A 26,514-nucleotide genomic window follows, 5' to 3' on the forward strand; every position below is an offset into this window, starting at 1 on the left:
ACACGGAGGCCTTCGCCTTCTTCAAGACCCGCGCGTGTCAACAACGCTCATGCTCAATACAGCTAGGGCGTGTTCGCAAAGTCTCTCGGTCGTTGGTAAGTCGTGGTGCGGCGACATGAGTTGACTGATGAGTCGTGGGCTGTGGTGGAACCGTTGCTCCCGCGGTCACGTATGGGGCGGCCGGTCCGTGACCGCTGAACGCCCCACCCAGCTAGAGGCCCTGCAGGGCGCCCTCGGTGCCCGCGCGCTCGGCCGCGACGGACCCCATCCCGGAGTGCATCGTGTAGGTCATGATGGTCGGGGCGAACGGCGACGTCATGACCGTCCCGGCTGCGATCGCCTGACGCCGGCCCTCCGGAAACGGGATGTCCCGCACCCCGAGCCGTATGGGCTGCGGGACACCTCACCGCGTAGGAGCCGGCCAGCCTCAGTCGGAGTCGTTTAGCGACGCGACCAGCGTCTTGGTGTGCGCGATCCCTTGGCTGAGGAATTGGACGTCGCCGCCGACCGCCATGAAGCGGGCACCCCGCCGGACCCACAGCCGGGCTGCCTGCTCCGAGGGAGCGAAGATCCCGAAGGGGACCGAGTGCCGCTCGCATGCAGCGAACACCCGGTCGATCGCGGCCCGGACGCCCGGGTGGTCCAGGTCGTGCAGGTGTCCCATCGAAACGGCGAGATCGGCCGGACCGACCATGATGCCGTCGAGGCCGGGTGTTTTGAGGATGGCGTCGATGTCGGCGACCGCATCCGCATGCTCGATCATGACGAACGCGGCGATCTCCTCGTCGGCCCGCGCGATGTACTCGGCCCGGCCGCCGTCCAGGCGGGCCGCCCGGCGGGGGCCGAAGCCGCGTACCCCGGCCGGGGGATAGCGTGTGGCCGCGACGGCTGCGGCGCACTCTGCGGCGTTCTGCACGCCCGGGACGATCACACCCTCGGCCCCGACGTCGAGGATCTGGCCGATCAGTGCGGTGTCGTTCGCGGGGGAGCGGACGAACAGTGTCGACCGGGACGCGCGCAGCGCGACGAGCATGGCCTGCAGTGCGTCGATCGGAATCGGCGCGTGCTCGGTGTCGATCATGACGAAGTCGAAGCCGCCTGCGCCGATGGTCTCCGCTACGAAGACATCCGGGATCGTCAGCGACACGCCGAAGGCGGGTCGGTCCTCAGACAGCTGCCGCTTCGTTCGGTTCTCCCGCATAGCCACCCCTCACATGAGTGTATTTTTGTATGCATAATCTAGGCGGGTACCCCTTGGTCGGTCAATGCAGCGACCTGACCTGAGTGGTTGCGCAGGGTTCCTTGTGGGTGCACCTCTTGACGACGAACAAGAATCCGTTCTAATTTAATGTATGCAAAAATGAACACTCTGATGAGGTCCTCGGCGACGTGGTCAGCGAGGGTTCCACAGTGGAGGCGAACGGACTGCGATGACTACAGGAAGCGGTAGTAGTGAGCGGCTAGCCGGCCGGGCTGCGATCGTCACCGGCGGCGCCCGGGGCATAGGAGCGGCCATCACGCGCTGCCTCGCCGCCGCTGGGGCACGTGTGGTGATCGCCGACGTTCTCGACAGTGAGGGCGCCGCGTTGGCCACGGAACTCGGGGCGGCTGCCCGCTACGCCCACGTCGACGTCCGGCGACGCGATGATTGGGAGAGTGCCGTCGCACTGTCCCGGGAGGTCTTCGGGCTCCCGCTGTCGGTACTGATCCACAACGCCGGGGTGATGACCCCGGGAACCGTGGCCTCGACCGACGAGGAGTCACTGACCCTGGCCCTCGATGTCAACCTGCTCGGCCCGGTCATCGGCACCCAGGTGTGCCTGCCGGGAATGATCGACGGCGGAGGCGGATCGGTGGTCGTCATGTCGTCCATCGCCTCGCTGTCCGTGGGCCCGGGCTTCATCCCGTATGCGGTCAGCAAGGCGGCCAACGCCGTCTATGCCCGGGCCGCGGCGCGTGAGCTGGGGCCTCACGGCATCCGGGTCAACTCGCTACACCCCGGCGGTGTCGAGACGCCGATGAACTCCGGCCCCGGCTTCGCCGCCCTGGACAAGGACGCGTGGTTCGGCAGGATGCCGATCCCTCGCATCGGCCGACCCGCCGAGATCGCGGCCGCGGCGCTGTTCCTTGCTTCCGACGACTCCAGCTACGTCACAGGTACGCAACTGGTCGTCGACGGCGGACAGTTGCTCGGACCCCGGGCGACCTGGGACTCCTGACCGCCGCGACCCCCGCCACCTGGTGGCTTGGCCCGAACAGCTCAGCAAACCCCCAGACCGGATCGGCGAGTGACTAGATGACACTAACCAGCGACGACATCCAGATCGAGAACCCGGACTTCTACTTCGAGGACCGGCAGGAGTTCTACGGCCGGCTTCATGCCGAGCGGCCAGTGTTCTACTACAAGCCGCTGGACCTTTTTGTCCTGTCGAAGCACGAGGACATCAGGGAAGCGGCCCGCACCCCCGAGACCTTCAGCTCCAGCCGCGGGCTGCACCTGCACCAGTTGCGGCTCGAGCCAGAGGAGGCTGAGGCCTACGCGACGCTCTACGGCCCCGGAGAGCAGTTCGCCTACGCCGACCCGCCGCGCCACGGACAGCTCCGCGGAGTCGCGTCGCGCAGCTTCGCCCCCCGCGCCCTCGCCTACATGCGCGAGCACGTGCAGGGGCAGGCCGACGCGCTCGTCGACGCCATCGTCCCGGACAAGCCGTTCGACTTCGTCGAAGCCATCGCCGCGAGTCTGCCCATCAAGATCGCCGAGCACTTCATCGGGCTGCCCTCCGGCCACGACGACGAGATCCGCGGCTGGAGTGACGCCCTGGAGTCCCTCAAGCTCATCCACGGTGCCGACAACATCCGCGCCGCCGTACGCCAGTTCCAGGAAATGAACGACTTCTTCCGGGCGCAGTTCGAGGTCAAGCGAGCCCAGCCCGGCGAAGACCTCATCTCCACACTCCTTGCCGCTCAGTTGGACGGTGAGCCGCTGCCTGAAAGCACTCTGCTCATCTACTGCAGCCTCTTCCTGGCTGGCGGCAGCGACACGACCCGATCGCTCCTGGCCGGCATGGCGCTGGCTCTCGCAGACCACCCCGACCAGCTAGAACTGCTCAGGGACGACCCGAAGCTGCTCGACGGTGCGATCGAGGAGTCCCTGCGCTGGACCACGCCGGCCCGCGGCTTCCTGCGCACCGCCATGCACGACACCGAGGTGCGCGGAGTCACCATCAAGGAAGGCCAGCGCGTCTACCTGCTGTTCGACGCCGGAAACCGCGACCCGGAGGTCTTCGAGAACCCCTGGTCGTACGACATCCGGCGCCCGAACGCCGGCGCCCATCTGTCGTTCGGCTACGGCCCGCACCTGTGCATCGCCGCCCACCTGGCCCGGCTCGAAACGCGCCTGTTCTTCCAGTCGCTGCTCAGCCGCTTCTCATCGATCACCAGGGCGGGCGAGCCGCGCGAGATCCGTCAGTTGCTGCGCAACGGCTGGCACGAACTGCCGCTGACCTTCCATTAGCCCGCCCTGCCCCGGGAGACGGCTACGGGGTGACCGTTGTAGAGAGGAGCCAAGGGATGCACGGTGCAGACCTCGGCCTGCTGATAATGCGTGCCGTCCTCGGTGTCATGTTGTTCGTCCACGGGGCGAACAAGGTGTTCGGTCCCGGCGGCGTGGCCGGCACCGCCCGGTGGTTCGAGTCCGTCGGCCTGCGGCCGGGGTGGCTGCACGCCCGCCTCGCCGCCGCCTGCGAGATCGGCGCCGGCCTGCTCATGGCCGCGGGGCTCGCGTTCCCCGCGGCAGGTGCCGCTTTCGCCGGACTCATGCTGGTGGCAGGCCTCACCGATCACCGCGGCAAGGGCTTCTTCGTCTTCAAGGGCGGGTGGGAGTACGTGGGCCTCGTCGGGCTCATGGCGATCTCCTTGGTGGCCGTCGGACCCGGCGCCTGGTCCCTGGACGAAGTCCTCGGCTGGCACCTCACGGGCGTCGGCTGGGCAGGCTCGGCGGCCGTCGTCGGAGCAGCGGCGGCGCTCGTCCTGCTGGCCGCCCGACGCACTCCGGCACAGGACCGACCGTGACCGGGCCGCGGAACAGGCCCGGCCCGGCACACCACTCCCGAACCCTGTCCGGAAGACGGAGACCGGCCCACCGGCCCGTTCCCGAAGGACCGCACAACCTCGTTCAACGGAAGGAGACCCAATGACCTACGTGGTGACGTCGCCTTGTATCGACGTGAAGGACAAGAGCTGCACGCTCGTCTGCCCGGTGGACTGCATCTACGAGGGTGGCCGGATGATGTACATCCACCCCGACGAATGCATCGAGTGCGGCGCCTGCGAGGACGCCTGCCCGATGTCCGCGATTTTGTACTCGGAGGACATCGACGACGGCACCCGCGGATACCTCACCGCGAACGCGACCTTCTTCGAGGAGATCGGTTCGCCCAAGGGCGCCAAGAAGTTCGGCCCTTCCACCCGCGACGCCGACATCGTCACCCGAGCCCCGGCCCAGGGCGGTGACTGATGAACGGCGCCGCCTTCAGGGTGGCTGTCATCGGCTCCGGACCCTCGGGTGCCTACGCCGCCCAGGAACTGTCGGAACAGACCGACCTCGATGTGAGCGTCGACGTGTACGAACGGCTCCCCGTACCGTTCGGGCTGGTGCGCTATGGCGTCGCCCCGGACCACCAGCGGATCAAGTCGATCGTCGGCTTGCTCGCGGACATCTTCGCCCATCCGCGCGTTCGCTTCCTCGGCAACGTCCAAGTGGGGACCGACATCACGGTCGCCGAGCTGCGCCAGCACTACGACGCCGTCGTTGTCGCGTGCGGGGCCAGCGCGGACCGCTCCCTGTCGATACCGGGCGAGGACCTGCCCGGCGTCTGTTCGGCGACGGACTTCGTGTCCTGGTACAGCGGACATCCCGACGCCGCGGTGGACCGTTTCGCCCTGACCGCCGAGAAGGCCGTGGTCATCGGCCTCGGCAACGTGGCCCTGGACGTGGCCCGGATGCTGTGCCGGACCCCGGAGGAACTGCGGCGTACCGACGTACCGGAACACGTCGTCGACGTTCTGGCGAACAGCAGCATCCGTGAGATCGTCATTCTCGGGCGCCGCGGCCCGGCCTACGCCAAGTTCAGCAACAAGGAACTCGGCGAGTTCGGCGAACTGTCCGAGGTCCGCGTACAGGTCGACTCCGGGGATCTGGCAGACGACGAGGACGCCCTTCATCGAGCGCAGGAAAATCCGCTTACCCGCCGCATGCTGGCCACGCTGCGCGGATACGCGGATTCAGGTCCGCAGGGAGACCGGCGGACGGTGCGCTTCGCCTTCTCCCGCACCCCTGTCGCGTTCGTGGGAGACGACTCAGTCAGCGGCCTGGAGGTGGTCCACCAGCGACCTGCTACGACAGCGGTCGAGGAGCTGATCCCCGCCGGATTCTTCGTCCGTTCCGTGGGCTACCGGGGACTGGGAGTACACGGGCTGCCGCTCGATCCGCGCAGCGGCACCATTCCGCACAGCGAAGGACGCGTCGTGGACGGCACCGAAGTCCTCGACGGGGTGTACGTCACGGGATGGATCAAGCGAGGCCCGAGCGGAGTCATCGGCACGAACAAACAGGACGCCGCCTTGACTGCCGCCGCGATCCTGGAGGACCGCAAGCGGGCGACACGTCCTCCCCAGAAGACCGTCGTCGATCCCATGGACCTTCTGAAAGAACGGCGCGTCGAGCTCGTGGAGTGGCCGGCGTGGCAGCGCATAGACGCCGCCGAGGAGGCCGAGGGCAGGCCCGTCGGCCGGGCGCGGGTCAAGCTGCACGAGCGCAGCAGGATGCTCGCCGCCGCGTCAGCCGATTGACGAGCCGAGCGGCTGCGCCGCTGCGGGCTGGCGGCAAGCGCAACGCGCTATTCTGATACAGTTTTGTATGCATAACTGTCGGGGATTTGGTACCTCCAAACGGCACCAATCTCCGGCTCGAGGCCGAAACGCGCCCGCCGCTCGCGGGGCCTGGACGGACGTCTGCGCAGGCGCACAAGATCAGGAAAGGTTTGTGGCATGACACTGACAGCCATGGATGCGCGTACCGCGCTGCTTGTCGTCGACCTTCAGGAAGGCATCCTGGGGTTGCCGACCGTGCATCCGACCGCGGAGATCACCGACCGCGCCGCCGAGCTGGCCGCGGTGTTCCGCGCGCATGAACTGCCCGTCGTGCTGATCAACGTCGCGGGTGGTGCACCTGGGCGGAACGAGATGCCGAAGTCCACCTCGACCCCGGCACCGAACTGGACCGACCTTGCCGCCCAGCTCAAGGCCGAGGACAGCGACCACCGTGTCACCAAGAAGACGTGGGACGCCTTCCCCGCTACCGACCTGCACGACTACCTGCAGTCGCACAACGTGACCCAGGTCGTCCTCGTCGGCATCGCGACGAGCATCGGAGTCGAGTCCACCGCCCGCTCGGCTTACGCGCTGGGATACAACGTGACACTGGCGACTGACGCGATGACCGACATGGACCCGGAGGCCCACCGCAACAGCCTGGAGCGGGTCTTCCCGAAGCTCGGTGAGACGGGATCGACGGCGGAGGTCGCAGCCCTCGTCCAGAGCTCCCGCTGAACCTCCGCGCGCGGAAGGACAGACCGCGAGTGGCGGGACGTCCCCCGCTCCCGGCTTGTCCGCAGGCGGGCGGCCGTATCCGGTAACGGGCACGCCCTGACGGGACAGCGCCCACCGCACAGACGGTGTTGAGGGCAGCCGGGGCGACCTTGATGCTCCCGCCCGTACTGCGGGGAACGCCCTTGTGGCGGCCACGTGGTTACTTCCGTCGCGGAGATGCCGCGGACCCATGCTCACCCTTCAGGTGCGCTGTCGCGGTCCGCACAGTTGAGCCGGCCGCTGGTCGGGGTTGTATCCGTGTCCCCTCCCCGATCAGCGGCCCCCAACATCGCCAACGCCAGCCTGCCGCCGTGCGACCGATGGCCCTGGCCGAAGAGCCCCGGACAGTTCCCTTATGGGCCCGGAGCCCGCCCTCGGGCCGACCTGCCCTTCGACTTGAGCGCCTATGAGAGTAGTTATTCATAGGGGGTGACTCCGCGCGAGGCCACCTTCCTGTGCTCTGAGAGCCCCATGTACACCCCCGCGAGGGCGGCATGGCGCGAAGGACAGAGCCTGACAGCGGTTCAGGAGCCAGCCTGCTACCGCACCGAAAACGTCACCGTCTATCGAAACGTGCAGCCACGGCCTGTTCAGGACTTGTGTCGTATGTCCGGGAGGACGGCGGTGGTGCAGCGCGGGTCCGCTCGCCGGCGCCCGCGACGGTGGCTGCCCGGACAAGCAGCGCATGCAGCCGACGACCGAGACCGTCTCGGTCCCGGGTGCCGGGTTCTGAGGGCCGCCCGGGAGTCTCGGCGCGCAGACACGCGTGTTGCGACGGCCCCGCCGGCACGACACACGAGGGGGGCGATGTCTCCCCACGGAAAGATGGGATGGGCAACTGACGTGAGTTTGCGAATCGTTGTCGCGGTGAAGTATGTGCCCGACGCCACGGGAGACCGGCGCTTTGACCAGGACCTGACCACCGACCGCGACGCGGTGGACGGCCTGTTGTCCGAACTCGACGAGTACGCCGTCGAGCAGGCCCTCCAGATTGCCGAGACGGCGGATGACGCCGAGGTCACCGTATTGACCATGGGGCCGGAGGAAGCCCAGGAAGCGCTGCGTAAGGCCCTGTCCATGGGCGCCGACAAGGCAGTGCACATCGAGGACGAGGGGGTGCACGGCACCGACATCATGGGTACGTCACTGGTACTTGCCAAGGCCATCAAGCACCTCGGATACGACCTGGTCGTCTGCGGTATGGCGTCGACCGACGGCACCGCCGGCGTCGTTCCCGCGCTGCTCGCCGAGCGGCTGAGCGTCCCGCAGGTGACCTTCCTGTCCGAAGTCGCCCTAGCGGACGGCAAAGTGACCGGCCGGCGCGACGGGGACGCGGCCAGCGAATGGGTGGAGGCTACCCTGCCCGCGCTCGTCTCGGTCACGGACCAGTCCGGCGAGGCCCGGTACCCGTCGTTCAAGGGCATCATGGCGGCGAAGAAGAAGCCGATGGAGTCGCTTGACCTCTCCGACCTGGGCATCGACGAGGCCGAGGTCGGCCTTCTGGGCGCCTGGACCGCGGTCAGCGAAGCCACCGCCCGCCCGGCCCGTGTGGCAGGCACTGTCACCAAGGACGAGGGAGAGGGCGGCAAGCAGATTGCGGCCTTCCTCGCGGAGCAGAAGCTCCTCTAGAACCGACGGGCCCCGGAGCGCGCGCCTGTCCGAGGCCGACCCGCGACGCACTGCGGCAGCCGCAGACCCCCTCATGCCGACCCGTAGAGATTCCGCAGGAGTGCAGTCCCATGAGCCAAGTCCTTGTCCTCGTCGACCACGTGGACGGAAGCGTCCGCAAGCCGACACTTGAACTACTCACCCTGGCCCGGCGGATCGGCGAGCCCGTCGCTGTCCATCTCGGCCCCGGCGCCGATACCGCAGCCCCCGTGCTGGCCCAGCACGGCGCGAGCCGGATCCTTGTCTGCGACGCGCCTGACTTTGACGACTACCTCGTCGTGCCCAGGGTCGACGCCCTCGAGGCGGCAGCGGCAGCGGTGCAGCCGGCCGCCGTACTGGTGTCCTCCTCCAGCGAAGGCAAGGAGACCGCCGCCCGGCTCGCCCTGAGGCTCGGCTCGGGCGTCATCACCGACGCGGTAGACATCGAGACCAGTGACCAGGGCCCCGTGGTGGTCCAGTCGGTGTTCGCGGCGGCCTTCACCACCAAGTCCCGTGTCACCCGGGGCGTTCCGGTCATCACCGTCAAGCCCAACTCCGCCCCGGTGGAGACCGCACCTGCCGACGACGTCGCTGTCGAGACGTTGGCGGTCACCTTCAGCGCCCTGGCCCACGCAACCAGGGTGGTCTCCCGCGCGGCACGCGAGTCCACGGGACGCCCCGAGCTAACTGAGTCGGCCGTGGTGGTCTCCGGCGGGCGAGGGGTTGGCAGCGCGGAGAACTTCGCGCTCATCGAAGCTCTCGCCGACTCGCTCGATGCGGCCGTGGGCGCCTCGCGCGCGGCGGTCGACGCGGGCTGGTACCCGCACACCAATCAGGTGGGGCAGACAGGAAAGTCCGTGTCTCCGCAGCTGTACATCGCCAACGGCATCTCGGGCGCGATCCAGCACCGGGCCGGCATGCAGACCTCGAAGACGATCGTCGTGGTCAACACGGACTCCGAGGCCCCCATCTTCGAGCTCGCCGACTACGGTCTCGTCGGTGACCTGTTCGCTGTCCTTCCCCAGCTCACTGAGGAAATCAAGTCCCGGAAGAGCTGAGACGGTTCCCAACTCCAGAGTTGGCCAAGCAGACCGAGCCCGCCAGCACCACGGTCGTCCTCACCCTTGTCAGGGTCGGAACGCACCCAATGTCGAGTGGCTGGAGGGAAGTGGCCTGACCGTCGACGGCGGCGTGGTGTGCGACGAATACCTGGCGGGCGGGCGGTGCATCCGGCGTGTACGCGGCCGGGGATGTGGCTCGCTGGCCGCACCCACAATTCGGCTTCCTCGTACGGTTCGAGCATGGGACCAATGCCGCCGACCAGGCTCGCTGCGCTGTCGCGCGCCTGGATACATGCGTGCCGTACCGGCCTAGCGACTACGTCTGGCCGGGGTGCGACTGGAGGCTGCAGATCGTGGGTCGGCTCCAGGCCGACGGCACGGAGGCGCTGTTCGGCAACCTGGAGTTGGAACGACCGCGGGCGGCTCTGCCTCATGCCGACGCCGCAGGCCGGCTATGTGCCGCGGTGGTGCTCAACTGGCCGGAGTCGTTCCTACAGTGCCGACGGATGATCGCGGCGGGCGCCGAGATCGTGGAGGCCCGGAACTTGTTGAACGCTGCCGGTCAGGCGTGATCTTCCGCAGAGGCCCGATGCCGAGGCCGGCGCATCGCGCCGGCCTCGGCAACAACAGGTCGCCGAGGTCAGGGACGAGGGGAGGAGTCCACACCCCAGTCCCGCAGGACGGCATCGCGGTCGGCGTCGAGGTCGGGCCCAGCCGCCGCGGAGGGCTCGAAACCGTCGAGCGTGAACGGCATCGACACCGTCCGTAGGCCGTCGCTCAGCGTCGTCAGGTAGTGGTTCGCCGCGACTTGTTCGTCGGTCAGGACGTCGCCGAGGCGGTTCACGGGGCCGCACCATACGCCGTGTTCGCGCAGCCGCTCGAGCCAGTGGTCGGCCGGCTGCGTGGCGAAGTGCCGGTCCAGTTCGACGCGCATCTCCCGGCTATGGTCGAGCATGTCGGCGTACGTGGCGAAGCGCGGGTCGGCGACCAGGTGCTCAATCTGCGCACCGGTTACAAACGCGTCCCACGCCCGGGCATTGACTGCTGCCACGGCGATCCACCTGCCGTCCCCGGCCCGGTACTGGTTCAGGAGGGCGTTGCGCGGATCGGTGCGCGGCCTGCCCGTGGTCGAGGCCTCCTTGGTGTTGGCCACGGAACCGACAAGACCCATCTGCGTCCACAACGCGCTCTGCAGGAGGGACCCGGTCACGGTCTCTCCGCGACCGGTCCGGGCGCGGCGCAGCAGCGCTGCCAGGACACCGGAGAACAAGTAGGTGCCGGTGATGACGTCGTTCAGCGCGCCGGGCGGAGCGAAGGGCTGCTCTTGGTCGGGAGACAGGGCGAACAGCATTCCGGCGTACGCCATGCCAGTCATGTCCTGCGTGAGGTCGTTGGCCCGCGGCCCGGTGGGGCCGAGACCGGAGCCGCGGGCGTACACCAGCCGTGGGTTCGCGGCGTGCAGGGAGTCCGCGTCGATGCCCAGCTTGGTGACAGTCGTGGGGCTCATGTTGGTGATGAAGACGTCGGCCTGTTCGATCATCCGGTCGAAGGTTCCCCGGTCGGCCGAAGAGCTGAGATCCAGGGCGATGGAACGCTTGTTCCTGTTGAATGTGGAGTAGGAGATGCTCGTCTTGGTGGTCACGCTGCCGGCAGTGGGGGCTGTATGTGAGCGCGTGGGGTCGCCATTGGTGCTCTCGACCTTCACGACATCGGCGCCGAGGTCGGCGAGGAGCATGCCGGTTACGGGGCCAGCCATCCAGATCGTCATGTCAACGACACGCAGGCCAGCCAGGGGCGGCTCGCTTGCCGGGTCGGGTGAGGGGGCTATCGGTTCGCCAGACACAGCAATTGCCTCGCAGTCACTACTTGGGTAGGTGCTAGGAGCGTAGTCATCACCTGCCGCTCCAAGTCAAGCTTCCTGCCTGCAACCTTCCCCCCGCAGCAGCGCCTGCGTGTATCTTTGGCCTCACTAATTACGGTGAAACGAATGGGTGGGCGACGCTGTGGTCGGGAAGTCGAGTTCCAAGCCGGAGGGGTCGGTGACCGCCGGGCCCGCAAGCTCCGTCTCCGAGCCGATGCAGCTGACTCTGCAGGCAGCCGCCCAGATTCGCGGCCTGATCATCGAGGGCGTCCTCCTGCCGGGGCAGAAGATTCGCCAGGTCGACCTGGCGGAGCAGATCGGGGTGTCCCGCAGTCCGCTCCGTGAGGCGCTGCGCACGCTTGAGTCCGAGGGCGTCGTCACCTACGAGACCAACCGTGGCTATGTCGTGGCCCGTCTCGAACCGTCGGACCTGGCCGAGATCTATCGAATGCGCGAGCTGCTCGAGGGCGAACTGCTGCGCTCGATCGTCAAGCCTGACAAGAAGACGCTGGATGCTCTCGTGCGGTATAACGACGAGATGATCGCGGCAGTTGGGCAGGGCGACATCGCGGCGGTTCTCCGGGCCAACCGCGAGTTCCACTTCACGATCTTCGAACTGTCTCCGTTGAACCAGTTCAAGCGCGAGATCCGGCGGCTGTGGCAACTGTCCGAGGGCTACCTCGCGTGGTGGTGGCGGTTGCCTCACGTGACCACCCGGATCAGCCAGGAGCACAAGCAGATCATCAAGGCGCTGCGCAAGTACGACCGCGAGGCCCTCGTCGAGTCGTTCAACGCGCACCGTGTCAGCGGCCATGAGAGTGCTCTGCCCCTGCTGGGCCGCTCCTGATCTGTCCGCTGGGGCCTGAAGCATTCCCGTCCAGGTTTCCAGCGTGTCTACCCATGTGATTGCTCCCGAGCCCCACGAGTGCCGCGTCTAGCGGTTGTGGGGCTATACCGCATCTGATGGTGCGGGGCTTCGCGGGGGCAATAGACCCTCCTGGCAGTCGTGGTGGATCCGCAGCCGGCGACTGCTGGCCGTTCGTGCCGCTTGCTCGAGTCTCATCGCCCTCCACCGGGCCCGTCGGCCGGTGGGGGAGGGGCACCGCTAAACAGTGCAGCCCACTCCCTCGCACGCCAGTGCTCCCTTGCGTCAACGCGAAGGTCTTCCTGAGCGCCAAACTGTCGGCTAGAATGCATACATATTTGCCGACGCCTTGCGTCTGTATCAGCATTGCGCGAGAGCGACGGAATGCTCACCGCCCGGCACTGACTCCAGCGCAGTGCCCGATGCCCCGACCCCTGCTATGACGGCGGGCTACCCCTGCTTCCAGCTTCAAGACTCTGGAGACAACCGCAGTGACCGCACCAAAGATTGCCGCCGCACCCCTTAAGCACCCTGGCCGCTTCTACATCGGCGGCGAGTGGGTGAAGCCCTCGACCAGTGATCTCATCGATGTCATTCAGCCGGCCACCGAGGAGGTCTATCTCCAAGTCGCCGAGGCCAAGCCGGAGGACGTCAACCGCGCCGTGGACGCGGCCCGCCACGCGTTCGATGAAGGCCCGTGGCCCTTCATGACCCCCGCCGAGCGGGCCGAGTACATGCGCGCCATCGCTGAAGGACTGCGCAAGCGGCAGGACGAGATCGCCTACACCTGGGCGTCGGAGATGGGCATCCTGCACGGCGACGCCGTGGTCCGCGGGGCCAAGATCCCAGGGATCTACGACTTCTACGCGAGCCAGGCCGACAGCTTCGAGTGGATCGAGCGGCACACCCCGGCGGGCGGCGGCTACGGATGGCTCGCACGCGAACCCGTCGGCGTCGTCGGCGCGATCGTGCCCTGGAACGCCGCGCTGGTCGCCCTGTCTTGGAAGCTCGCCCCGGCGCTCATCGCGGGCTGCTCAATCGTGCTGAAGTCCTCGCCCGAATCCCCCTCGGCCGGCTACCTCCTCGCCGAAATCGCCGAGGAGGTCGGCCTGCCCGCCGGCGTCGTCAACGTGGTCACCGCCCACCGCCCGGCATCCGAGACGCTGGTGACCAACCCGGGTATCGACAAGGTGAGCTTCACCGGCTCGACCGCCGCCGGCAAGCGCATTGCCGCGCTGTGCGCCGACCGCGTCGCCCGGGTCAACCTCGAACTCGGCGGCAAGTCGGCCGCGATGGTCCTCGACGACTACGACCTGGAGAAGGTGGCCGCCTCCCTCGCGGACTCGACCATGGAGCTGACCGGCCAGGTGTGCTCCGCCCTGACCCGAGTCGTCGTCAGCAAGGACCGGCATGACGAGCTCGTCGAGGCGCTCAGCGCCGAGTTCGCCAAGGTCAAGGTCGGTGACCCCTTCGACTCAGCAAGCGACATGGGGCCGGTGGCCGCGCAGCGACAGCGGGACTCCATCGAGCGGCTGGTCGGCAAGGGGCTTGAGGAGGGCGCGAAGCTCGCGGCGGGCGGCCACCGGCCGGCCCACCTCGACAAGGGCTGGTTCATCGAGCCGACCCTGCTCGCCAATGTGGACAACCACTCGACGGTCGCCTGTAACGAGGCCTTCGGCCCCGTGCTGAGTGTCATCCCGGCCGAGAACGAAGAAGACCAGATCCGCATCGCTAACGACAGCCCGTACGGTCTGAACAGCGCAGTGTTCACCAACGACGACAACCGCGCCTGGCAGTTCGCCCGCCGCATCCGCTCGGGCACGGTGGGCCATAACGCCCACCGGAACTCACATGCCTTCTCGTTCGGCGGCTTCAAGCAGTCGGGCATCGGCCGTGAGGGTGGCCGCGAAGGCCTCATGCCCTACCTGGAGCCCAAGGCGATCATTCTGGACCGCGAGCCCACGGACGCCCCCTGACGGCACCGTCCTGACCGAGGGGCCGCTGACCTCGTAGCGGCCCCTCGCCCGTGCTGGCGCGCCAGCCCAGCGCGCGAAGGCCTTCGCTCGCAAATGTCCGGCGATGGCCAAGCTGTTCTGGCGCCTCGGCAGTCCGCACGCGCCATCCGTCCGTATCCAACCGGCGCGCAGCCGACCGCGCTGCCGGCACCGAAGGGAGTCGACATGCATGTGATCGAGACGGCGAAGATTCCGTGGAGCCTCGTCAGCAAGTCCAACCGGCCCGGCCGGGTGCACCGCAAGCTCGTACACGAGGGAGAGGTGTCCCCGGGTGTCGGGTACACCGCCGACCTCGTGCGCTACGAGGGCGGACACGGCACGTTCAACGCCCCGCGGCACAAGCACAACTTCGACCAGATCCGCTACACCGTCAGCGGTACGCCCGACTTCGGTCACTACCAAGTGTCCTCCGAGGGACAGTCCGTATTCTTCCCGGCCGGTGCCGCCTACGGGCCCGAGACGATCGAAGAGGCGGAGATCCTTCTGATCCAATGGGGCGAGCACTGGGTCAGCCGGGCTCAGCACGATGAGACATACGCTCAGATGCAACAGAAGGGCGAGTTCCGGGACGGTTACTACATCACCGTCGGCGCCGACGGCACGGAGCATCGTGCCGACGGCCGCAACGCGGTGTGGGAAGCCTTCAACCAGCGCAAGCTCGTCTATCCCACGCCTCGCCACCCGCAGCCGGTGATGATGGAGCCGGAGGGTTTCGCCTGGCGCTCGATAGGCAGGGGCGTTTCGACCAAGACACTCGGCCGCTTCACGGAGGACGACGTGTATGTCGCCAACTACCGGTGGGATGTGGCCGGCGGGGTCCTGGATCTGACGGCCGAGCGCACGCAGCTGCTGTGGATCATCGACGGTGGGCTGAGCGTCGACGGCGTCGCGTACGAGCCGCACACCGTCATCTTCTCCGACTTCGGGGAGACTACCTCGCTGGTTGGCACCGTGGACGCGCACGCGGTCGTGTTCGGCCTGCCTCTGCCCGCTCCGGTCGCGGTTTCCTGAGAAGCTGCCACATCACGAGGGCGGCTCGCAGCTCACCTGCCTTGGGTGGACTGCGGGCCGCCTATTGCATCCCCGGCGCTGTTCCGCTCGCAGAGCCTGAGGTGGCCCTTCACCGCTCGCTGGAAGAGGGAGGCAACGGGAAGCCGGAGTGGACGGAGACGCGCATGTCTGGACGCAATAGCGCGCGTCGGATGGCGAAGATGGTCACTGTGCGGGCGCATCTGGGGCGGGTATAAGCGCCGCGCTCCGCTCGTTTCCTTTTCGCTGCGTGATGTAGATGTCGCAGAGTGCTCCTGGCTTAGATGTCGCGATGCCCGTAATGTCCATAGTTGATATATCCCTGTTGAGGGTAAGTACCGCCGTGACATGTGACAAGGAGTGAGATGTCCACGCCTGCCGATCGTGGGAGCCCCCGGCCGTTCTCGTTCGACGAGATCGCCGCGGCCATGCTCGACGAGGAGGGCGTGGTGCAGCAGTGGTCCGAAGCGGCAGCCGAACTGCTGGGACGCTCGGCAACAGAAGTGTGCGGCCGGCCGGTGGAGGAGCTACTCACCGAGGCCCCCGGGAAGTCCTGCTGGTCAACTCTCACGGAGGCCGGGATGCCGGCAGCGGGTCGGGCCTCGCTCCGGCACCGCTGCGGAATGACAGTAGAGGTGGCCTTCCGAGCGCTACCCATGGGCGCTTCCTCCTTCCTCATCCTGGCCGCCCCCGGCCGCTGCGTGACCGACTGGGAGCAGGGCACAGCCTTGTTGCGCGCGCTCTTCGCCCAGGACCAGATGGCACTCAGCCTCTACGACGCGGACCTAACCCTCGTACGCACGAACATCACGCCCGAGATGTTCTGCCGCCCGGCTTCGCAGGCCGGCAGCCAGCCGACAGAGGCGATGTTCCCGGAGGGCGCCGAGCCAGCACTGCGTTCAGTGCTCGACACGGGCGTGCCGCTGGTCGGGCGCGAACAGCGGCTGAACTCTCCGCACGATCCCGGGCGGCAGTGGTCCGTTTCGCTGTCCGCGCTTCGAGTGGAGGACACCCAGGGACACCCAGCGGGGGTGGCCGAGATCTGCACGGATGACACTGCAGGGCAACGGGCCCGCAGCGACCTGGAATTGCTCAGCCGTGCCTCGGTCCGCATCGGCGCCAGCCTGGACATCCAGCACATCACCCAGGAAATCCTGGATGTCCTCGTCCCAGCACTCGGGGACGTGGCTTGGGTAGATCTCGCCGAGGCCGTGCTCGAGGGGGACGAGCCTTCGAAGATCTTTGGCGGAGGAGAACTGTATCTGCGCCGGGCCGCGGTGAAGTCCGCCGCCGGAGACTGGCCTGCCGCTCTTATCCAGCCTGGCGAGGCCATTCCCCGCTATCCGGATATGCCCAACCTCCGAAGGTGGCAGCACGGCAAGACCATCATCGCCAATAGCGAAGCGCTGAGCAGTGCGTTGGGCGATCCTCGGACAGCCGCACTGTTCGTCCCAGAGCACGGGCATACGCTGATCGGAGCACCCATGTGGGCGCGTGGGCTTGTGCTCGGCGGCGTCTCGGTCTGGCGCACCGAGCGGCCCGAGCCCTTCGATCAGCATGACATGGACCTACTTGCCGAGATCGTCTCCCGGGCGGCGCTGAGCGTGGACAACGCCCGCCGATACACCCGCGAACACCGCGCCGCCATCACTCTCCAGCAGCAACTGCTGCCTCGCGCCACCACCGAAACCACCGCGGTGCAGAGCGTGGGGTTCTACAGGCCGGCCGGCGGCGGCGCCGAGATCAGCGGCGACTGGTTCGACGTCCTGCCCTTGCCTTCACTGCGCACCGCTGTCGTCGTCGGTGACGTCATCGGCCACGGCCTGCAGGCATCGGCCACCATGGGCCGGCTACGCACCGCCGTACAGACCCTCGCTGATCTGGAGCTGGAACCCGGGGAACTGCTCACCCGCCTCGACGACCTGGTCATCAAGCTGGCAGCTGAGAGTGACCCCGCCCGTCGAGACACCGTGGGCGCCGCATGTCTGTACGCCGTCTACGACCCCGTCACCAGTCGCTGCACCCTGGCCAGTGCTGGCGGCCCCCCACCCATTGTGATCCGTCCCGACGGCACTGCCGCACCCGCCGCTCTGGACCCAGGCCCACCGCTGGGAGTGGGCGGCCTGCCCTTCGAGACCACCACCCTCACTCTGGAGCCCAACTCCGTCCTCGCCCTGTACAGCGATGGGCTGCTCCACCACGGTCGGCGCGACCCGGACCAACTGGCTGCCCGCCTTGCGGAGCTGGCCGACCGTGCCATGGCCGACATCGGCCGCACCCTGCTGACCGATGCCCCTGACCGGCCAACCCGCGACGATGCGGTGCTACTCCTGGCCCGTACCCGGTCTCTGCCCCCGGACGCCATGGCTGAATGGACGTTCCCCGCAGAGGCTGCTGCGGTCGCCACGGCCCGAGAGGCGGCTGCCGGTCAACTCGCCGCATGGCGCCTGGAGGAGCTAACCTTCACCACCGAACTGGCGGTCAGTGAACTGGTCACCAATGCCGTGCGCTACGCCAGCGGCCCCATCGGGTTGCGATTGCTGTGCAACGCCGCCGTGCTGGTGTGCGAGGTCTCTGACTCCAGCAACACCCAGCCGCGCCTACGCCGTGCCCGCACCACCGACGAGGGCGGCCGAGGACTGTTTCTCGTTGCCCAACTCACCAGCCGCTGGGGCTGCCGCTACAGTCACCATTCCGGAAAGACTATCTGGGCCGAACAAGTGCTGCCCGCCCCGATCCCGGTCAGCCGGTAGACGACGTCAGCCTCGTAGCTCACAGACGTGCGGCGGATGCCGTACTGACAACGGTGCGAGGGGTCCGGGCCATACAGGTCCGGCCGCCGGGGTATGCCGAAGCTGGTGTGGAGATGACAACGGGTACGGGCTCGGAGCAGCCACGTACCACTGGCAGCGCGTATCGTGTGGTGGCCTGGGCCGTTGTCGGAGATCGCCTGGGGAGGGAGAGCCCGTGGAGCAGGCCACCAGCACGGCGGCGGGTGCGCCTGGCAGAATCGGGAGGCCCCGTGCCACCTCGCGCACCGATCTGGAACGGATCGGCTTCGAACTGTTCGCCTCCCAGGGCTTCGACAGCACGACAGTGGACGACATCGCCCGTGCCGCGGGCATCGGGCGTCGTACCTTCTTCCGCTACTTTGGCTCGAAGAACGACCTCGTCTGGGGCGACTTCGAAGATCAGCTGGCGGGCCTTCGCGAACTGCTCGAAGCCACCGCCCCGGACGTCCCAGTGGCCGACGCGCTGCGTGAGGCAGTCGTTGCGTTCAACCGGTTCGACCCCGAGGAAGTACCGTGGCATCGGCAACGGATGCAGCTCATCCTCACCGTGCCGACGCTCCAGGCGGATGCCACGCTGCGGTACAACGAGTGGCGCGCCATCGTGACCGAGTTCGTGGCGGCGCGCACGGGTCTGCCGACGTCCGATCTGCTGCCGCGGCTTGTCGGCTACGCGTCCTTGTCCGCTGCCATCGCCGCCTACGAGCACTGGCTCGCCGACGAACGGCAAGGTCTCGAGCCTCTGATCGACGCGACGTTCCGCCAATTGGCCAGGGGATGGGAGTCGACGATCCCTTGCCAAGGCTGATCCGGTGTTTGCCCGCATGCAGTCCAGGCAGTGCTCGTGGCTTTTACCTGCACGGCCCCGCTAAAACGCTGGCTAGCAGGTGGGCCTTCTCGGTACGGATTCCGATCCGCCGGGGAGGCCTTTTCATGTCCGGGGCCCGCCTGCCCCGTCACTGAGGGACCCGATGTCAGGCCGCTTGCCCGTCGAGCAGCCTGAACGCGCCGCATCCACCCGTCGGTTCCCCCTTCCCAGCCTGCATCCATGTCATGAGCCCACAGACGAACACGCACTGGCTCGGTTTAGGGCGAAGTGTCGCCGGTGGCCAGGCCTGCTGCACAGGACGGCATCGGCAGTAGGCCATGGGTCCGGTGGGGGAGCAGAGGGAGCGGAGGGGCGTCACCTGAGCACCGTCACGGGCACCTGGTATGCGGCGCATGCCGGTGGCGGTTTCCGACAGGTGGACGTCAGTGCACCCCACGGCGCATGGCGTCCGCGATGATCTCGCCCACCAGGACGGCCGTCGCGGCGGGACCGCGCAGGGGAGCGTCTGGGAGGATCGAGGTATCGGCGACGCGTAGCGCGCGGATACCGTGAAGACGTCCGTACTGGTCGACGGCGGCAGCGCGGGGGTCGTCGGCAGGGCCCATCGGCACGGTGCCACAGGTGTGCTGTGCGGTGCCGATGTTGTTGGCGATCCACCGGTCGAGTGCCACGTCGGCCGCGAGAACGTCTGAGGCAGGGCCGGCACGTCCGGCGGTGAGGTCAGCCATGGGCGGTGAGGTCAGCAGTGCGGCCGTGGCGCGCACCCCCTCGCGCAGCCGGCGTCGGTCGTCCGGTGTGCTGAGGAACCCGTAGTGGAGGCGCGGCGGCGCTGCGAGGTCGGCGCGGACCAGGCTCAGCCGGCCGGTACGTCGCGGAGCCTGGGCGGCGACCATGAACGGCAGCGGTTCCCCCGGCACGGTGGTCCGACCGCTGGTCAGCCCACTCATCGGAACGAGGGACTGGAGTACCTCCAGGTCGCCGGGACCATCGCGGTCGCCGAACTCTCCGACGCCCGAGGCCAGATGCAGGCACCCGCCGAGCCAAGTCCCCTGTGGTGCGGGTGGGTCGTGACGGAGCGTCCAATCGAGGACCACCTGGGGGTGGTCGCTCAGGTGCGCACCGACAGCGGGCGTGTCGCGGAGCACGGGTATGCCGAGCCGCTCCAGGTCGGCACGCGGGCCGATGCCCGACAGAAGCAGCAACTGGGGGGAGCTGATGGCACCGGCGCTCAGCACGACTTCGCCTGCGCGGATCAGTGCGCCGTCGACAAGCACCACGCCGACAGCGCGGCCGTGTTCCACCGCAACCCGGGCGACGGGACTTCCGCCTCTCACTGTGAGATTGGGCCTGCTGCGGACCTCCGGCGGCAGGTAGTTGAGGGCAGTGTTGTGGCGTACGCCGTTCACGGAATTGGTTGGTACCGGTCCGAAGCCGGGCGCTGCGTCGAGGTCGTTCTTGTCCGGCTCCACCGAGTATCCGTGCGTGAGCGCTGCGTCGCGGAATGCTGCGGCGGCGGGGTGGTCCGTTCCCACGCGCTGGACCCGCATGGGGCCTTGACCGCCGTGCATGGGTCCGGCGCCGAGGTCGAGATCGTTCTCCAGCGCACGTAGGAAGGGAAGGACCCGGTCGTAGGTCCAGGCAGGGTTGCCCACGGCAGACCAGCGGTCGAAGTCCTGGCGGCGGGCGCGCACGAAGTACCCGCCGTTGACGGTGGTGGAGCCACCGAGTACGCGGCCGCGGGTCACAGCCCATGGGTGGTTGGGAGTGAGGTGGACGGGATAGGAACAGGTGCCCGGATGATCGCTCTGCGCTCCGGGGACCAGCCGTGCGTCGAGCAACTGGGGACCGAATTCTTCTTCAGTCGCGGGTGACGGTCCTGCCTCCAGCAGCAGGACGGCGCGGTCCGGGTCCTCACTCAGGCGGGCCGCCAGCACAGCACCTGCGGCGCCAGCACCGACCACGATTACATCGCGAGGTGCCCCGGACAAGGGTGCCGAACTCACGTGGGAGTCCCGGTGCAGATGAGTAGGTGGATCTCTGTCATGGCTCAGGGATCAAAGCCGAGTCTTGGCGCGAGCGCAAGCCCTCGGGTGGCCGCCTGCGGCGCACCGGGGCGCGCGGCACTCTCGGACATCAACTGGGCCTGCAGAGAGTCGAAGCAGGTCGGAGACGTGTCACTAGTGCAGGAACCGATCCGCTCAGGTTGCAGCACACCGGCGGCTTCCTTTTGACACCGCATGCCGTTAGTCTCCTGGCTACAAGCAGGGGCCCGCCTGCTCCGATCCGTTCGAAGTGAACGGATCGTGACACGCGCCAGTCGACGCCCGCCGATTCCGCTAGGCGGTTGCCCCTCCATCCCGCTCCGTCCCCAACACGCTCCGGCACGAGTCTGCCGGAGCCAAGTCCCGGGAGGACCGCATGAACGAGTTCGACACCGTCCCCGCCGACGAGCAGGTCACTGAGGTCGCGGCCGACACCCTGGTTGAGACCGACGCGCTGATCGAGGAGGTCTCGATCGACGGCATGTGCGGCGTCTACTAGAGCGCCGGGACGACCCATGAACCCGATCGATTCCCCGATCGACCTGGACCGCGCCTGGGATCTGCACCCGCAGGTCTCGGTGCGGCCCGAACCCTTCGGTGCACTGCTCTACCACTTCGGCACTCGCAAGCTCACCTTCCTCAAGGACCCCCGTTTGCTCGCCGCCGTCCAGGCGCTGGCTACGGAGCCCACCGCGCGGGCCGCCTGCTCACGTGGTGGGGCCACGGAGAGCGAACTGCCCCGCTTCGGGCGAGCGTTGGCCGCACTGGCCAGCTCATCGATGGTTGTCCAAAGGAGTACCTCATGATTGCCCGAGCGACTCAGCCGATCACGGCACAGGAGCCCCGGCCGACCCCCGGGGGCCGCCTGGTCGACCTCTTCGAGTACGGCCTGGACGCCCCCATCTGCCTGACGTGGGAGCTCACCTACGCCTGCAACCTGTCCTGCGCACACTGCCTGTCCAGCTCGGGGCGGCGCGACCCGCGCGAGCTGACCACCGCGGAAGCCAAGGCCGTGATCGACGAGATGGAGGCCATGCAGGTCTTCTACGTCAACATCGGCGGCGGCGAACCCACCGTGCGCCCCGACTTCTTCGAACTCCTCGACTACGCCACCGCCCACCACGTCGGCGTCAAGTTCTCCACCAACGGAGTGCGGATCACCCCCGAGGTCGCCCGCCGCCTGGCCGCCAACGACTACGTGGACGTCCAGATCTCCCTGGACGGCGCCACCCCCGAGGTCAACGACGCGGTGCGCGGGGCGGGTTCGTACGACACCGCGCTACGCGCCATGCACAACCTCGCCGATGCCGGGATGAAGAACTTCAAACTCTCCGTGGTCTGTACGCGTCACAACATCCCGCAGATGGACGAATTCAAGGCCATCGCCGACCAGTACGGTGCACAGCTGCGACTCACCCGGCTGCGCCCCTCCGGGCGTGGCGCGGACGTGTGGGACGAACTCCATCCCACCCCGGCCCAGCAGCGCGAGCTGTACGACTGGCTGGTGGCCCACGGCGACCAAGTCCTCACCGGTGACTCGTTTTTCCACCTGTCCGCCTACGGCAAGGCACTGCCAGGCCTCAACCTGTGCGGGGCCGGGCGGGTGGTCTGCCTGATCGACCCGATCGGCGATGTCTACGCCTGCCCGTTCGCGATCCACGACGACTTCCTGGCCGGCAACGTCCGCCAGGAGGGCGGCTTCGCACGGGTGTGGCGCGAGTCCGAGCTGTTCCTGGACCTGCGTGAGCCGCAGACCGGCGGGGCGTGCGCTTCCTGCTCCTTCTACGACACGTGCAAGGGCGGCTGCATGGCCGCCAAATTCTTCACCGGTCTGCCATTGGACGGTCCCGACCCGGAGTGCGTGCGCGGCTACGGAGAACAGCTGCTGGCGCAGCGCGACCAGGGGAGCGGCTCCCTCCCCAAACCGTCCGGTGACCACTCTCACCGCACCGCCCCTGCGAGGCGCCAGGGCCCCGTGGATGTGGCGCTGACACGCCGCCCCGACCTGGACCGGCCGCCGGTGAGCGCCTGTGACGAGAACCCGCTCGCCGGCCTGAGTTCGGCCTGACGCGGCGTCCCACGCTGCCCCGCACTGCTCGGGGCTTTCTTCAGCACACCCGTCCCTGCAACAGCCAATGGAAGAGGGAGTCGCCGTATGGGCAGGAATCCCTGGTTCGAAACGGTCGCGGAAGCCCAGCGCCGCGCCAAGAAGCACCTCCCCAGCAACGTCTACGACGCCCTCGTGGCCGGCTCGGAGCGAGGCCGGACCATCGATGACAATCTGGGGGCCTTCGCCGAACTGGGCTTCGCGCCCCGGGTCGCGGGCCACCACGCAAAGCGTGACCTGACCACCACCGTTCTGGGCGTGGAGACCTCGATGCCGGTGGTGATCTCACCGACCGGCGTCCAGGCCGTGGACCCCGACGGCGAGGTGGCCGTGGCCCGCGCCGCGGCGAACCGCAACGTGATCATGGGCCTGAGCTCCTTCGCCTCCAAACCGGTGGAGGAGGTCACCGCGGCCAACTCGAACACCTTCTACCAGATGTACTGGACCGGTTCCCGCGAGGACATGTCCCAGCGCATGGACCGGGCCCGTACCGCCGGGGCGAAGGCGCTGATCGCGACTCTCGACTGGTCCTTCTCCAACGGCCGCGACTGGGGCAGCCCGGAAGTCCCGGAAGCGATCAACTTCAAGACGGCGGTGAAGCTCGCACCCAACGTGATCACCCGGCCGCGCTGGCTGTGGTCCTTCGTGCGATCCGGCCGGATACCCGACCTGACGACCCCCAACCTTCAACCGCCGGGCGGCAAGGCCCCCACGTTCTTCGGCGCCTACTACGAGTGGATGCAGACCCCTCCGCCTACCTGGGACGACGTCAAGTGGATGCGTGAGGAGTGGGGCGGCCCGTTCCTCCTCAAGGGCGTCAGCCGGGTCGACGACGCCCGACGCGCCGTGGACGCCGGCGTTTCCGCCATCTCCGTCTCCAACCACGGCGGCAACAACCTGGACACCACTCCCGCCACCATCCGGATCCTGCCCTCCATTGCGGAGGCCGTCGGCGACGACATCGAAGTGCTCCTGGACGGCGGCATCCGCCGCGGCGGCGACGTCGCCAAGGCACTGGCGCTCGGCGCCCGGGCCGTCATGATCGGTCGCGCCTACCTGTGGGGCCTCGGCGCCAACGGCCAGGCCGGCGTGGAGAACGTACTGGACCTGATGCGCGGCGGGCTCGACTCCGCCGTGCTGGGGCTGGGCCGGTCCTCGATCCGCGAGCTGTGCCCCGACGACCTGGTTATCCCCGACGGCTTCACCCGCACCCTCGGCGCGGCCGGCTGACATGCCACGCCAGCATGACTCCAGCGCACTCGAGTTGGGGCGAGCCGTGTGGCCGGAGATCACCGGCCGGCCGATGGTACTCGTCCCCGTCGGGGCGACCGAGCAGCACGGTCCGCACCTTCCGCTGAACACCGACACCGTCGTGGCCACCGCGGTGGCGCGTGAGGCCGTCCAGCGGCTGGCAGACCGGGACCACGCGGAAGGCTCTCCCGATGCGCGGGTGATCCTCGCACCCGCGCTCGCCTTCGGCGCGAGCGGTGAGCACGCCCACTTTCCCGGTACCGTGTCCATCGGCCACGAGGCCTTGCGCGTGGTGCTGATCGAGACGGTGCGGTCGCTGTCGCTGTGGGCCGGACGGTGCGTGTTCATCAACGGCCACGGCGGCAATGTGGCCACCCTCGACGGGGCTGTGGCGCAGCTGCGTGCCGAGGGGCACGACATCGCCTGGCTCGGCTGCGTTGTCCACGGCGGGGACGCACACGCCGGGCGCACCGAGACGTCGCTCATGCTCCACCTGGCTCCCGATGACGTGCGGCTCGATGCCGCCGCAGCCGGCGAAACACGCCCGATCGCTGAACTCATGCCGGAGTTGGCGGCGCGTGGCGTCCGGGCCGTCGCGCCGAACGGTGTCCTCGGCGATCCCAGCGGGGCAAGTGCGCAGGAGGGCCGCGTTCTGCTGCGCAACCTGGTGGACACCGCCGTCCGGCGGATTCAGGCATGGCGGCCGGATCCGCGCGGGCGGCTCGGCGAGCCCTCCGCGCCCTCCCCGCCGCCGGCGGACCGGCGGACGGTTGCGGAGCACAGAGCGCCGACGGCCTCCGACCGCTCACGCCCCTGACGCGCCGCCCCGCCGGACGCCTCCGCTCATTCTTGTCACTACTTGGCGGAGACATCCCGGCAGCCCGCAACGCGCACCGTCACGCAAACCTGTGCCGCCAGAACTCCTCCGCTCGAGAACGGCCATTCACATGACCCTCCCCAACGGCTTCATAGTCACTCTCGACCGCGGCACCCGGGTGCTCGACGACGGCCGGGCGCTGCTGGGCGGACAGCCCACCCGGCTGCTGCGACTCACTCCCCGGGCCACAGCGCTGCTGTCCGGCCGCAGCCTGCGGGTGCGGAACGCGGCGAGTGCCCTTCTGGCGGACCGCCTGCTGGCGAACGGCATGGCCCATCCGCTCCTTACCGCACTGTCCGACGCCGCCGTCACGGCGGAAGGCGAGTCCTCGTGCACCTACGTCATCCCGGTGCGGGACCGGTGCAGGCAACTGGCGCGACTGCTCGCCTGCCTACCGTCCGGCAGCCCGGTCATCGTTGTCGACGACGCCTCCCTGGCCCCGGAACGGGTAGCCACCGTGGCTGCCGAACACGGTGCCCGGCTGCTGCAGTTGCCGGTCAACGTCGGCCCAGCCGCTGCGCGCAACGCCGGCCTGCGCCAGGTGACCACCTCGCATGTCGCCTTCGTGGACTCCGACATGGTGCTGCCGCGTGAGACAGTGCCCGCACTGCTGCGGCACTTCGCCGACCCGTCCGTCGCCATGGCGGTCCCCCGTATCGGAGCAATGAACACAGACTCCTCCGGAAGCTGGATCAGTCGATACGAGCACGTCCGCTCCTCCCTCGACCTGGGCAGGCATCCCGCGTCGGTGCGTCCCGGCAGTCCCGTCTCGTGGGTGCCCAGTGCCTGCATCGTGGCACGCGTCGACGTGCTGCTGGCAGCAGGCGGCTTCGACGAGTCCCTGCGCGTCGGGGAGGACGTCGATCTGTGCTGGCGGCTGGTCGAGACCGGGCGGCGCATCCGCTACGAACCCGCCGTGCACGCCGACCATGAGCACCGGGCGCAGCTCGTCGCATGGTTCCGGCGCAAGATCGACTACGGTACCGGCGCTCATCCACTTGCCGTCCGCCACCCCCAGGACACCGCCACGGCCGTGCTCGCTCCGTGGAGCGCAGCCCTGCTGGTCGCGGTCGCCGCACAGCGCCGCTGGTCCCTGCCGGTGGCCACCGCCCTGTGGACCACCGCGACTCTGCGCATCGCGCGCACCCTCCACGGCACCGCGCACCCCGTGAGTGAGGCCGCCCGCCTGACCGCCGGTGGAGCCGTCAACGCCCTTGCCCAGGGCGGAGCCCTGCTCACCCGGCACTGGTGGCCCGCCACCGCGGTCGGATGCCTGATCTCCCGCCGGGTCCGCCGCGCCGCCGCGGTGGCGGCCGTTGCCGACATGGCCCTGGAGTACGGGAGCCACAGCACCAGCGGACTCGGCCCCCTGCGTTACGCTGCCGCCCGCCGCCTTGACGACCTCGCCTACGGCGCAGGGGTGTGGCTCTCCGCCGTCAGGGGCCGATCCACGGCCGCTCTCCGTCTCCGCATCGCCACGCGGTCCCGCTGAT

The 26,514-nt window shown here is 68.4% G+C and carries 23 protein-coding genes and 1 pseudogene; 21 read left to right on the forward strand and 3 right to left on the reverse strand.

Annotation, left to right across the window (positions count from 1 at the left end):
- Nucleotides 1–102 precede the first annotated feature (102 nt).
- A pseudogene (locus CG723_RS48505) lies at nucleotides 103–195 on the forward strand (IS5-like element ISAs34 family transposase); the annotation flags it as partial.
- A 232-nt stretch (nucleotides 196–427) separates the two neighbouring features.
- On the opposite strand, the gene CG723_RS44555 reads toward CG723_RS48505, so the two are convergent.
- Nucleotides 428–1,201, reverse strand: a complete 774-nt coding sequence (locus CG723_RS44555) for an HpcH/HpaI aldolase family protein (RefSeq protein WP_100599273.1) — start codon at nucleotides 1,199–1,201, stop codon at nucleotides 428–430.
- 229 nt (nucleotides 1,202–1,430) lie between these two features.
- On the opposite strand from CG723_RS44555, the gene CG723_RS44560 reads away from it, so the two are divergent.
- The 9 genes from CG723_RS44560 (at nucleotide 1,431) to CG723_RS46715 (ending at nucleotide 9,928) form a co-directional block, all read left to right on the forward strand.
- Nucleotides 1,431–2,219: an SDR family NAD(P)-dependent oxidoreductase gene (locus CG723_RS44560; protein ID WP_100599274.1), complete on the forward strand. Its 789-nt coding sequence runs from the start codon at nucleotides 1,431–1,433 to the stop codon at nucleotides 2,217–2,219.
- 77 nt (nucleotides 2,220–2,296) lie between these two features.
- Nucleotides 2,297–3,514 (forward strand): cytochrome P450, encoded by a 1,218-nt coding sequence (locus tag CG723_RS44565; protein WP_100599275.1) that lies wholly within the window; start codon nucleotides 2,297–2,299, stop codon nucleotides 3,512–3,514.
- 56 nt (nucleotides 3,515–3,570) lie between these two features.
- A complete protein-coding gene (locus tag CG723_RS44570) occupies nucleotides 3,571–4,071 on the forward strand; it encodes a DoxX family protein (protein WP_100599276.1) in 501 nt (166 codons plus the stop codon).
- A gap of 121 nt (nucleotides 4,072–4,192) precedes the next feature.
- A complete protein-coding gene (gene fdxA, locus CG723_RS44575; RefSeq protein WP_100599277.1) occupies nucleotides 4,193–4,516 on the forward strand; it encodes a ferredoxin in 324 nt (107 codons plus the stop codon).
- Nucleotides 4,516–5,850, forward strand: a complete 1,335-nt coding sequence (locus CG723_RS44580) for an FAD-dependent oxidoreductase (RefSeq protein ID WP_100599278.1) — start codon at nucleotides 4,516–4,518, stop codon at nucleotides 5,848–5,850. Before fdxA ends, CG723_RS44580 begins: the two co-directional genes overlap by 1 nt.
- 198 nt (nucleotides 5,851–6,048) lie before the next feature.
- On the forward strand, nucleotides 6,049–6,609 hold the full coding sequence (locus CG723_RS44585; protein WP_100599279.1) for an isochorismatase family protein: 561 nt from the start codon (nucleotides 6,049–6,051) through the stop codon (nucleotides 6,607–6,609).
- A gap of 882 nt (nucleotides 6,610–7,491) precedes the next feature.
- Complete coding sequence (locus tag CG723_RS44590; RefSeq protein ID WP_100599280.1) at nucleotides 7,492–8,277, forward strand: electron transfer flavoprotein subunit beta/FixA family protein; 786 nt, start codon at nucleotides 7,492–7,494, stop codon at nucleotides 8,275–8,277.
- A 110-nt stretch (nucleotides 8,278–8,387) separates the two neighbouring features.
- Nucleotides 8,388–9,353 (forward strand): electron transfer flavoprotein subunit alpha/FixB family protein, encoded by a 966-nt coding sequence (locus CG723_RS44595; protein ID WP_100599281.1) that lies wholly within the window; start codon nucleotides 8,388–8,390, stop codon nucleotides 9,351–9,353.
- A gap of 299 nt (nucleotides 9,354–9,652) precedes the next feature.
- A complete protein-coding gene (locus tag CG723_RS46715; RefSeq protein WP_159032713.1) occupies nucleotides 9,653–9,928 on the forward strand; it encodes an oxidoreductase C-terminal domain-containing protein in 276 nt (91 codons plus the stop codon).
- A 68-nt stretch (nucleotides 9,929–9,996) separates the two neighbouring features.
- Here CG723_RS46715 and CG723_RS44605 read toward each other — a convergent pair whose 3' ends face one another.
- Nucleotides 9,997–11,199 (reverse strand): CaiB/BaiF CoA transferase family protein, encoded by a 1,203-nt coding sequence (locus tag CG723_RS44605; RefSeq protein ID WP_267893778.1) that lies wholly within the window; start codon nucleotides 11,197–11,199, stop codon nucleotides 9,997–9,999.
- A 196-nt stretch (nucleotides 11,200–11,395) separates the two neighbouring features.
- Here CG723_RS44605 and CG723_RS44610 point away from each other — a divergent pair, with 196 nt between their 5' ends.
- The 5 genes from CG723_RS44610 (at nucleotide 11,396) to mftR (ending at nucleotide 18,723) form a co-directional block, all read left to right on the forward strand.
- Nucleotides 11,396–12,064: a GntR family transcriptional regulator gene (locus CG723_RS44610; protein ID WP_159032715.1), complete on the forward strand. Its 669-nt coding sequence runs from the start codon at nucleotides 11,396–11,398 to the stop codon at nucleotides 12,062–12,064.
- Nucleotides 12,065–12,573: 509 nt separating this feature from the next.
- Nucleotides 12,574–14,058, forward strand: a complete 1,485-nt coding sequence (locus tag CG723_RS44615; protein ID WP_100599284.1) for an aldehyde dehydrogenase — start codon at nucleotides 12,574–12,576, stop codon at nucleotides 14,056–14,058.
- A 204-nt stretch (nucleotides 14,059–14,262) separates the two neighbouring features.
- A complete protein-coding gene (locus CG723_RS44620; protein WP_100599285.1) occupies nucleotides 14,263–15,108 on the forward strand; it encodes a hypothetical protein in 846 nt (281 codons plus the stop codon).
- 383 nt (nucleotides 15,109–15,491) lie between these two features.
- A complete protein-coding gene (locus tag CG723_RS44625; RefSeq protein ID WP_100599286.1) occupies nucleotides 15,492–17,879 on the forward strand; it encodes a SpoIIE family protein phosphatase in 2,388 nt (795 codons plus the stop codon).
- Between the two features lie 214 nt (nucleotides 17,880–18,093).
- Nucleotides 18,094–18,723 carry a mycofactocin system transcriptional regulator gene (gene mftR, locus CG723_RS44630; protein WP_199842126.1) on the forward strand — a complete coding sequence of 210 codons (630 nt, stop codon included), beginning with the start codon at nucleotides 18,094–18,096 and terminating at the stop codon, nucleotides 18,721–18,723.
- A gap of 443 nt (nucleotides 18,724–19,166) precedes the next feature.
- On the opposite strand, the gene mftG is transcribed toward mftR, so the two are convergent.
- Nucleotides 19,167–20,747 carry a mycofactocin dehydrogenase MftG gene (gene mftG, locus CG723_RS44635; RefSeq protein WP_100599287.1) on the reverse strand — a complete coding sequence of 527 codons (1,581 nt, stop codon included), beginning with the start codon at nucleotides 20,745–20,747 and terminating at the stop codon, nucleotides 19,167–19,169.
- Nucleotides 20,748–21,162: 415 nt separating this feature from the next.
- On the opposite strand from mftG, the gene mftA reads away from it, so the two are divergent.
- From mftA to mftF, 6 genes are all read left to right on the forward strand, one after another.
- A complete protein-coding gene (mftA, locus tag CG723_RS44640) occupies nucleotides 21,163–21,285 on the forward strand; it encodes a mycofactocin precursor MftA (protein ID WP_100599288.1) in 123 nt (40 codons plus the stop codon).
- Between the two features lie 16 nt (nucleotides 21,286–21,301).
- Nucleotides 21,302–21,592, forward strand: coding sequence for a mycofactocin biosynthesis chaperone MftB (gene mftB, locus CG723_RS44645; RefSeq protein ID WP_100599289.1), 291 nt, complete (start codon nucleotides 21,302–21,304; stop codon nucleotides 21,590–21,592).
- The gene (mftC, locus tag CG723_RS44650) at nucleotides 21,589–22,854 is read left to right on the forward strand and encodes a mycofactocin radical SAM maturase (protein WP_100599290.1); all 1,266 of its coding nucleotides are present in this window, start codon (nucleotides 21,589–21,591) and stop codon (nucleotides 22,852–22,854) included. Before mftB ends, mftC begins: the two co-directional genes overlap by 4 nt.
- Before the next feature lie 87 nt (nucleotides 22,855–22,941).
- Entirely contained in the window at nucleotides 22,942–24,123 is a 1,182-nt protein-coding gene (gene mftD, locus CG723_RS44655) for a pre-mycofactocin synthase MftD (RefSeq protein ID WP_100599291.1), read from the forward strand.
- Nucleotide 24,124: 1 nt separating this feature from the next.
- Nucleotides 24,125–24,961 (forward strand): mycofactocin biosynthesis peptidyl-dipeptidase MftE, encoded by an 837-nt coding sequence (mftE, locus tag CG723_RS44660; protein ID WP_100599292.1) that lies wholly within the window; start codon nucleotides 24,125–24,127, stop codon nucleotides 24,959–24,961.
- A 130-nt stretch (nucleotides 24,962–25,091) separates the two neighbouring features.
- Entirely contained in the window at nucleotides 25,092–26,513 is a 1,422-nt protein-coding gene (mftF, locus tag CG723_RS44665) for a mycofactocin biosynthesis glycosyltransferase MftF (protein ID WP_100599293.1), read from the forward strand.
- The last annotated feature ends 1 nt before the right edge of the window (nucleotide 26,514 follow it).

The sequence above is a fragment of the Streptomyces sp. CB01635 genome (assembly GCF_002803065.1).
GTDB lineage: Bacteria > Actinomycetota > Actinomycetes > Streptomycetales > Streptomycetaceae > Streptomyces.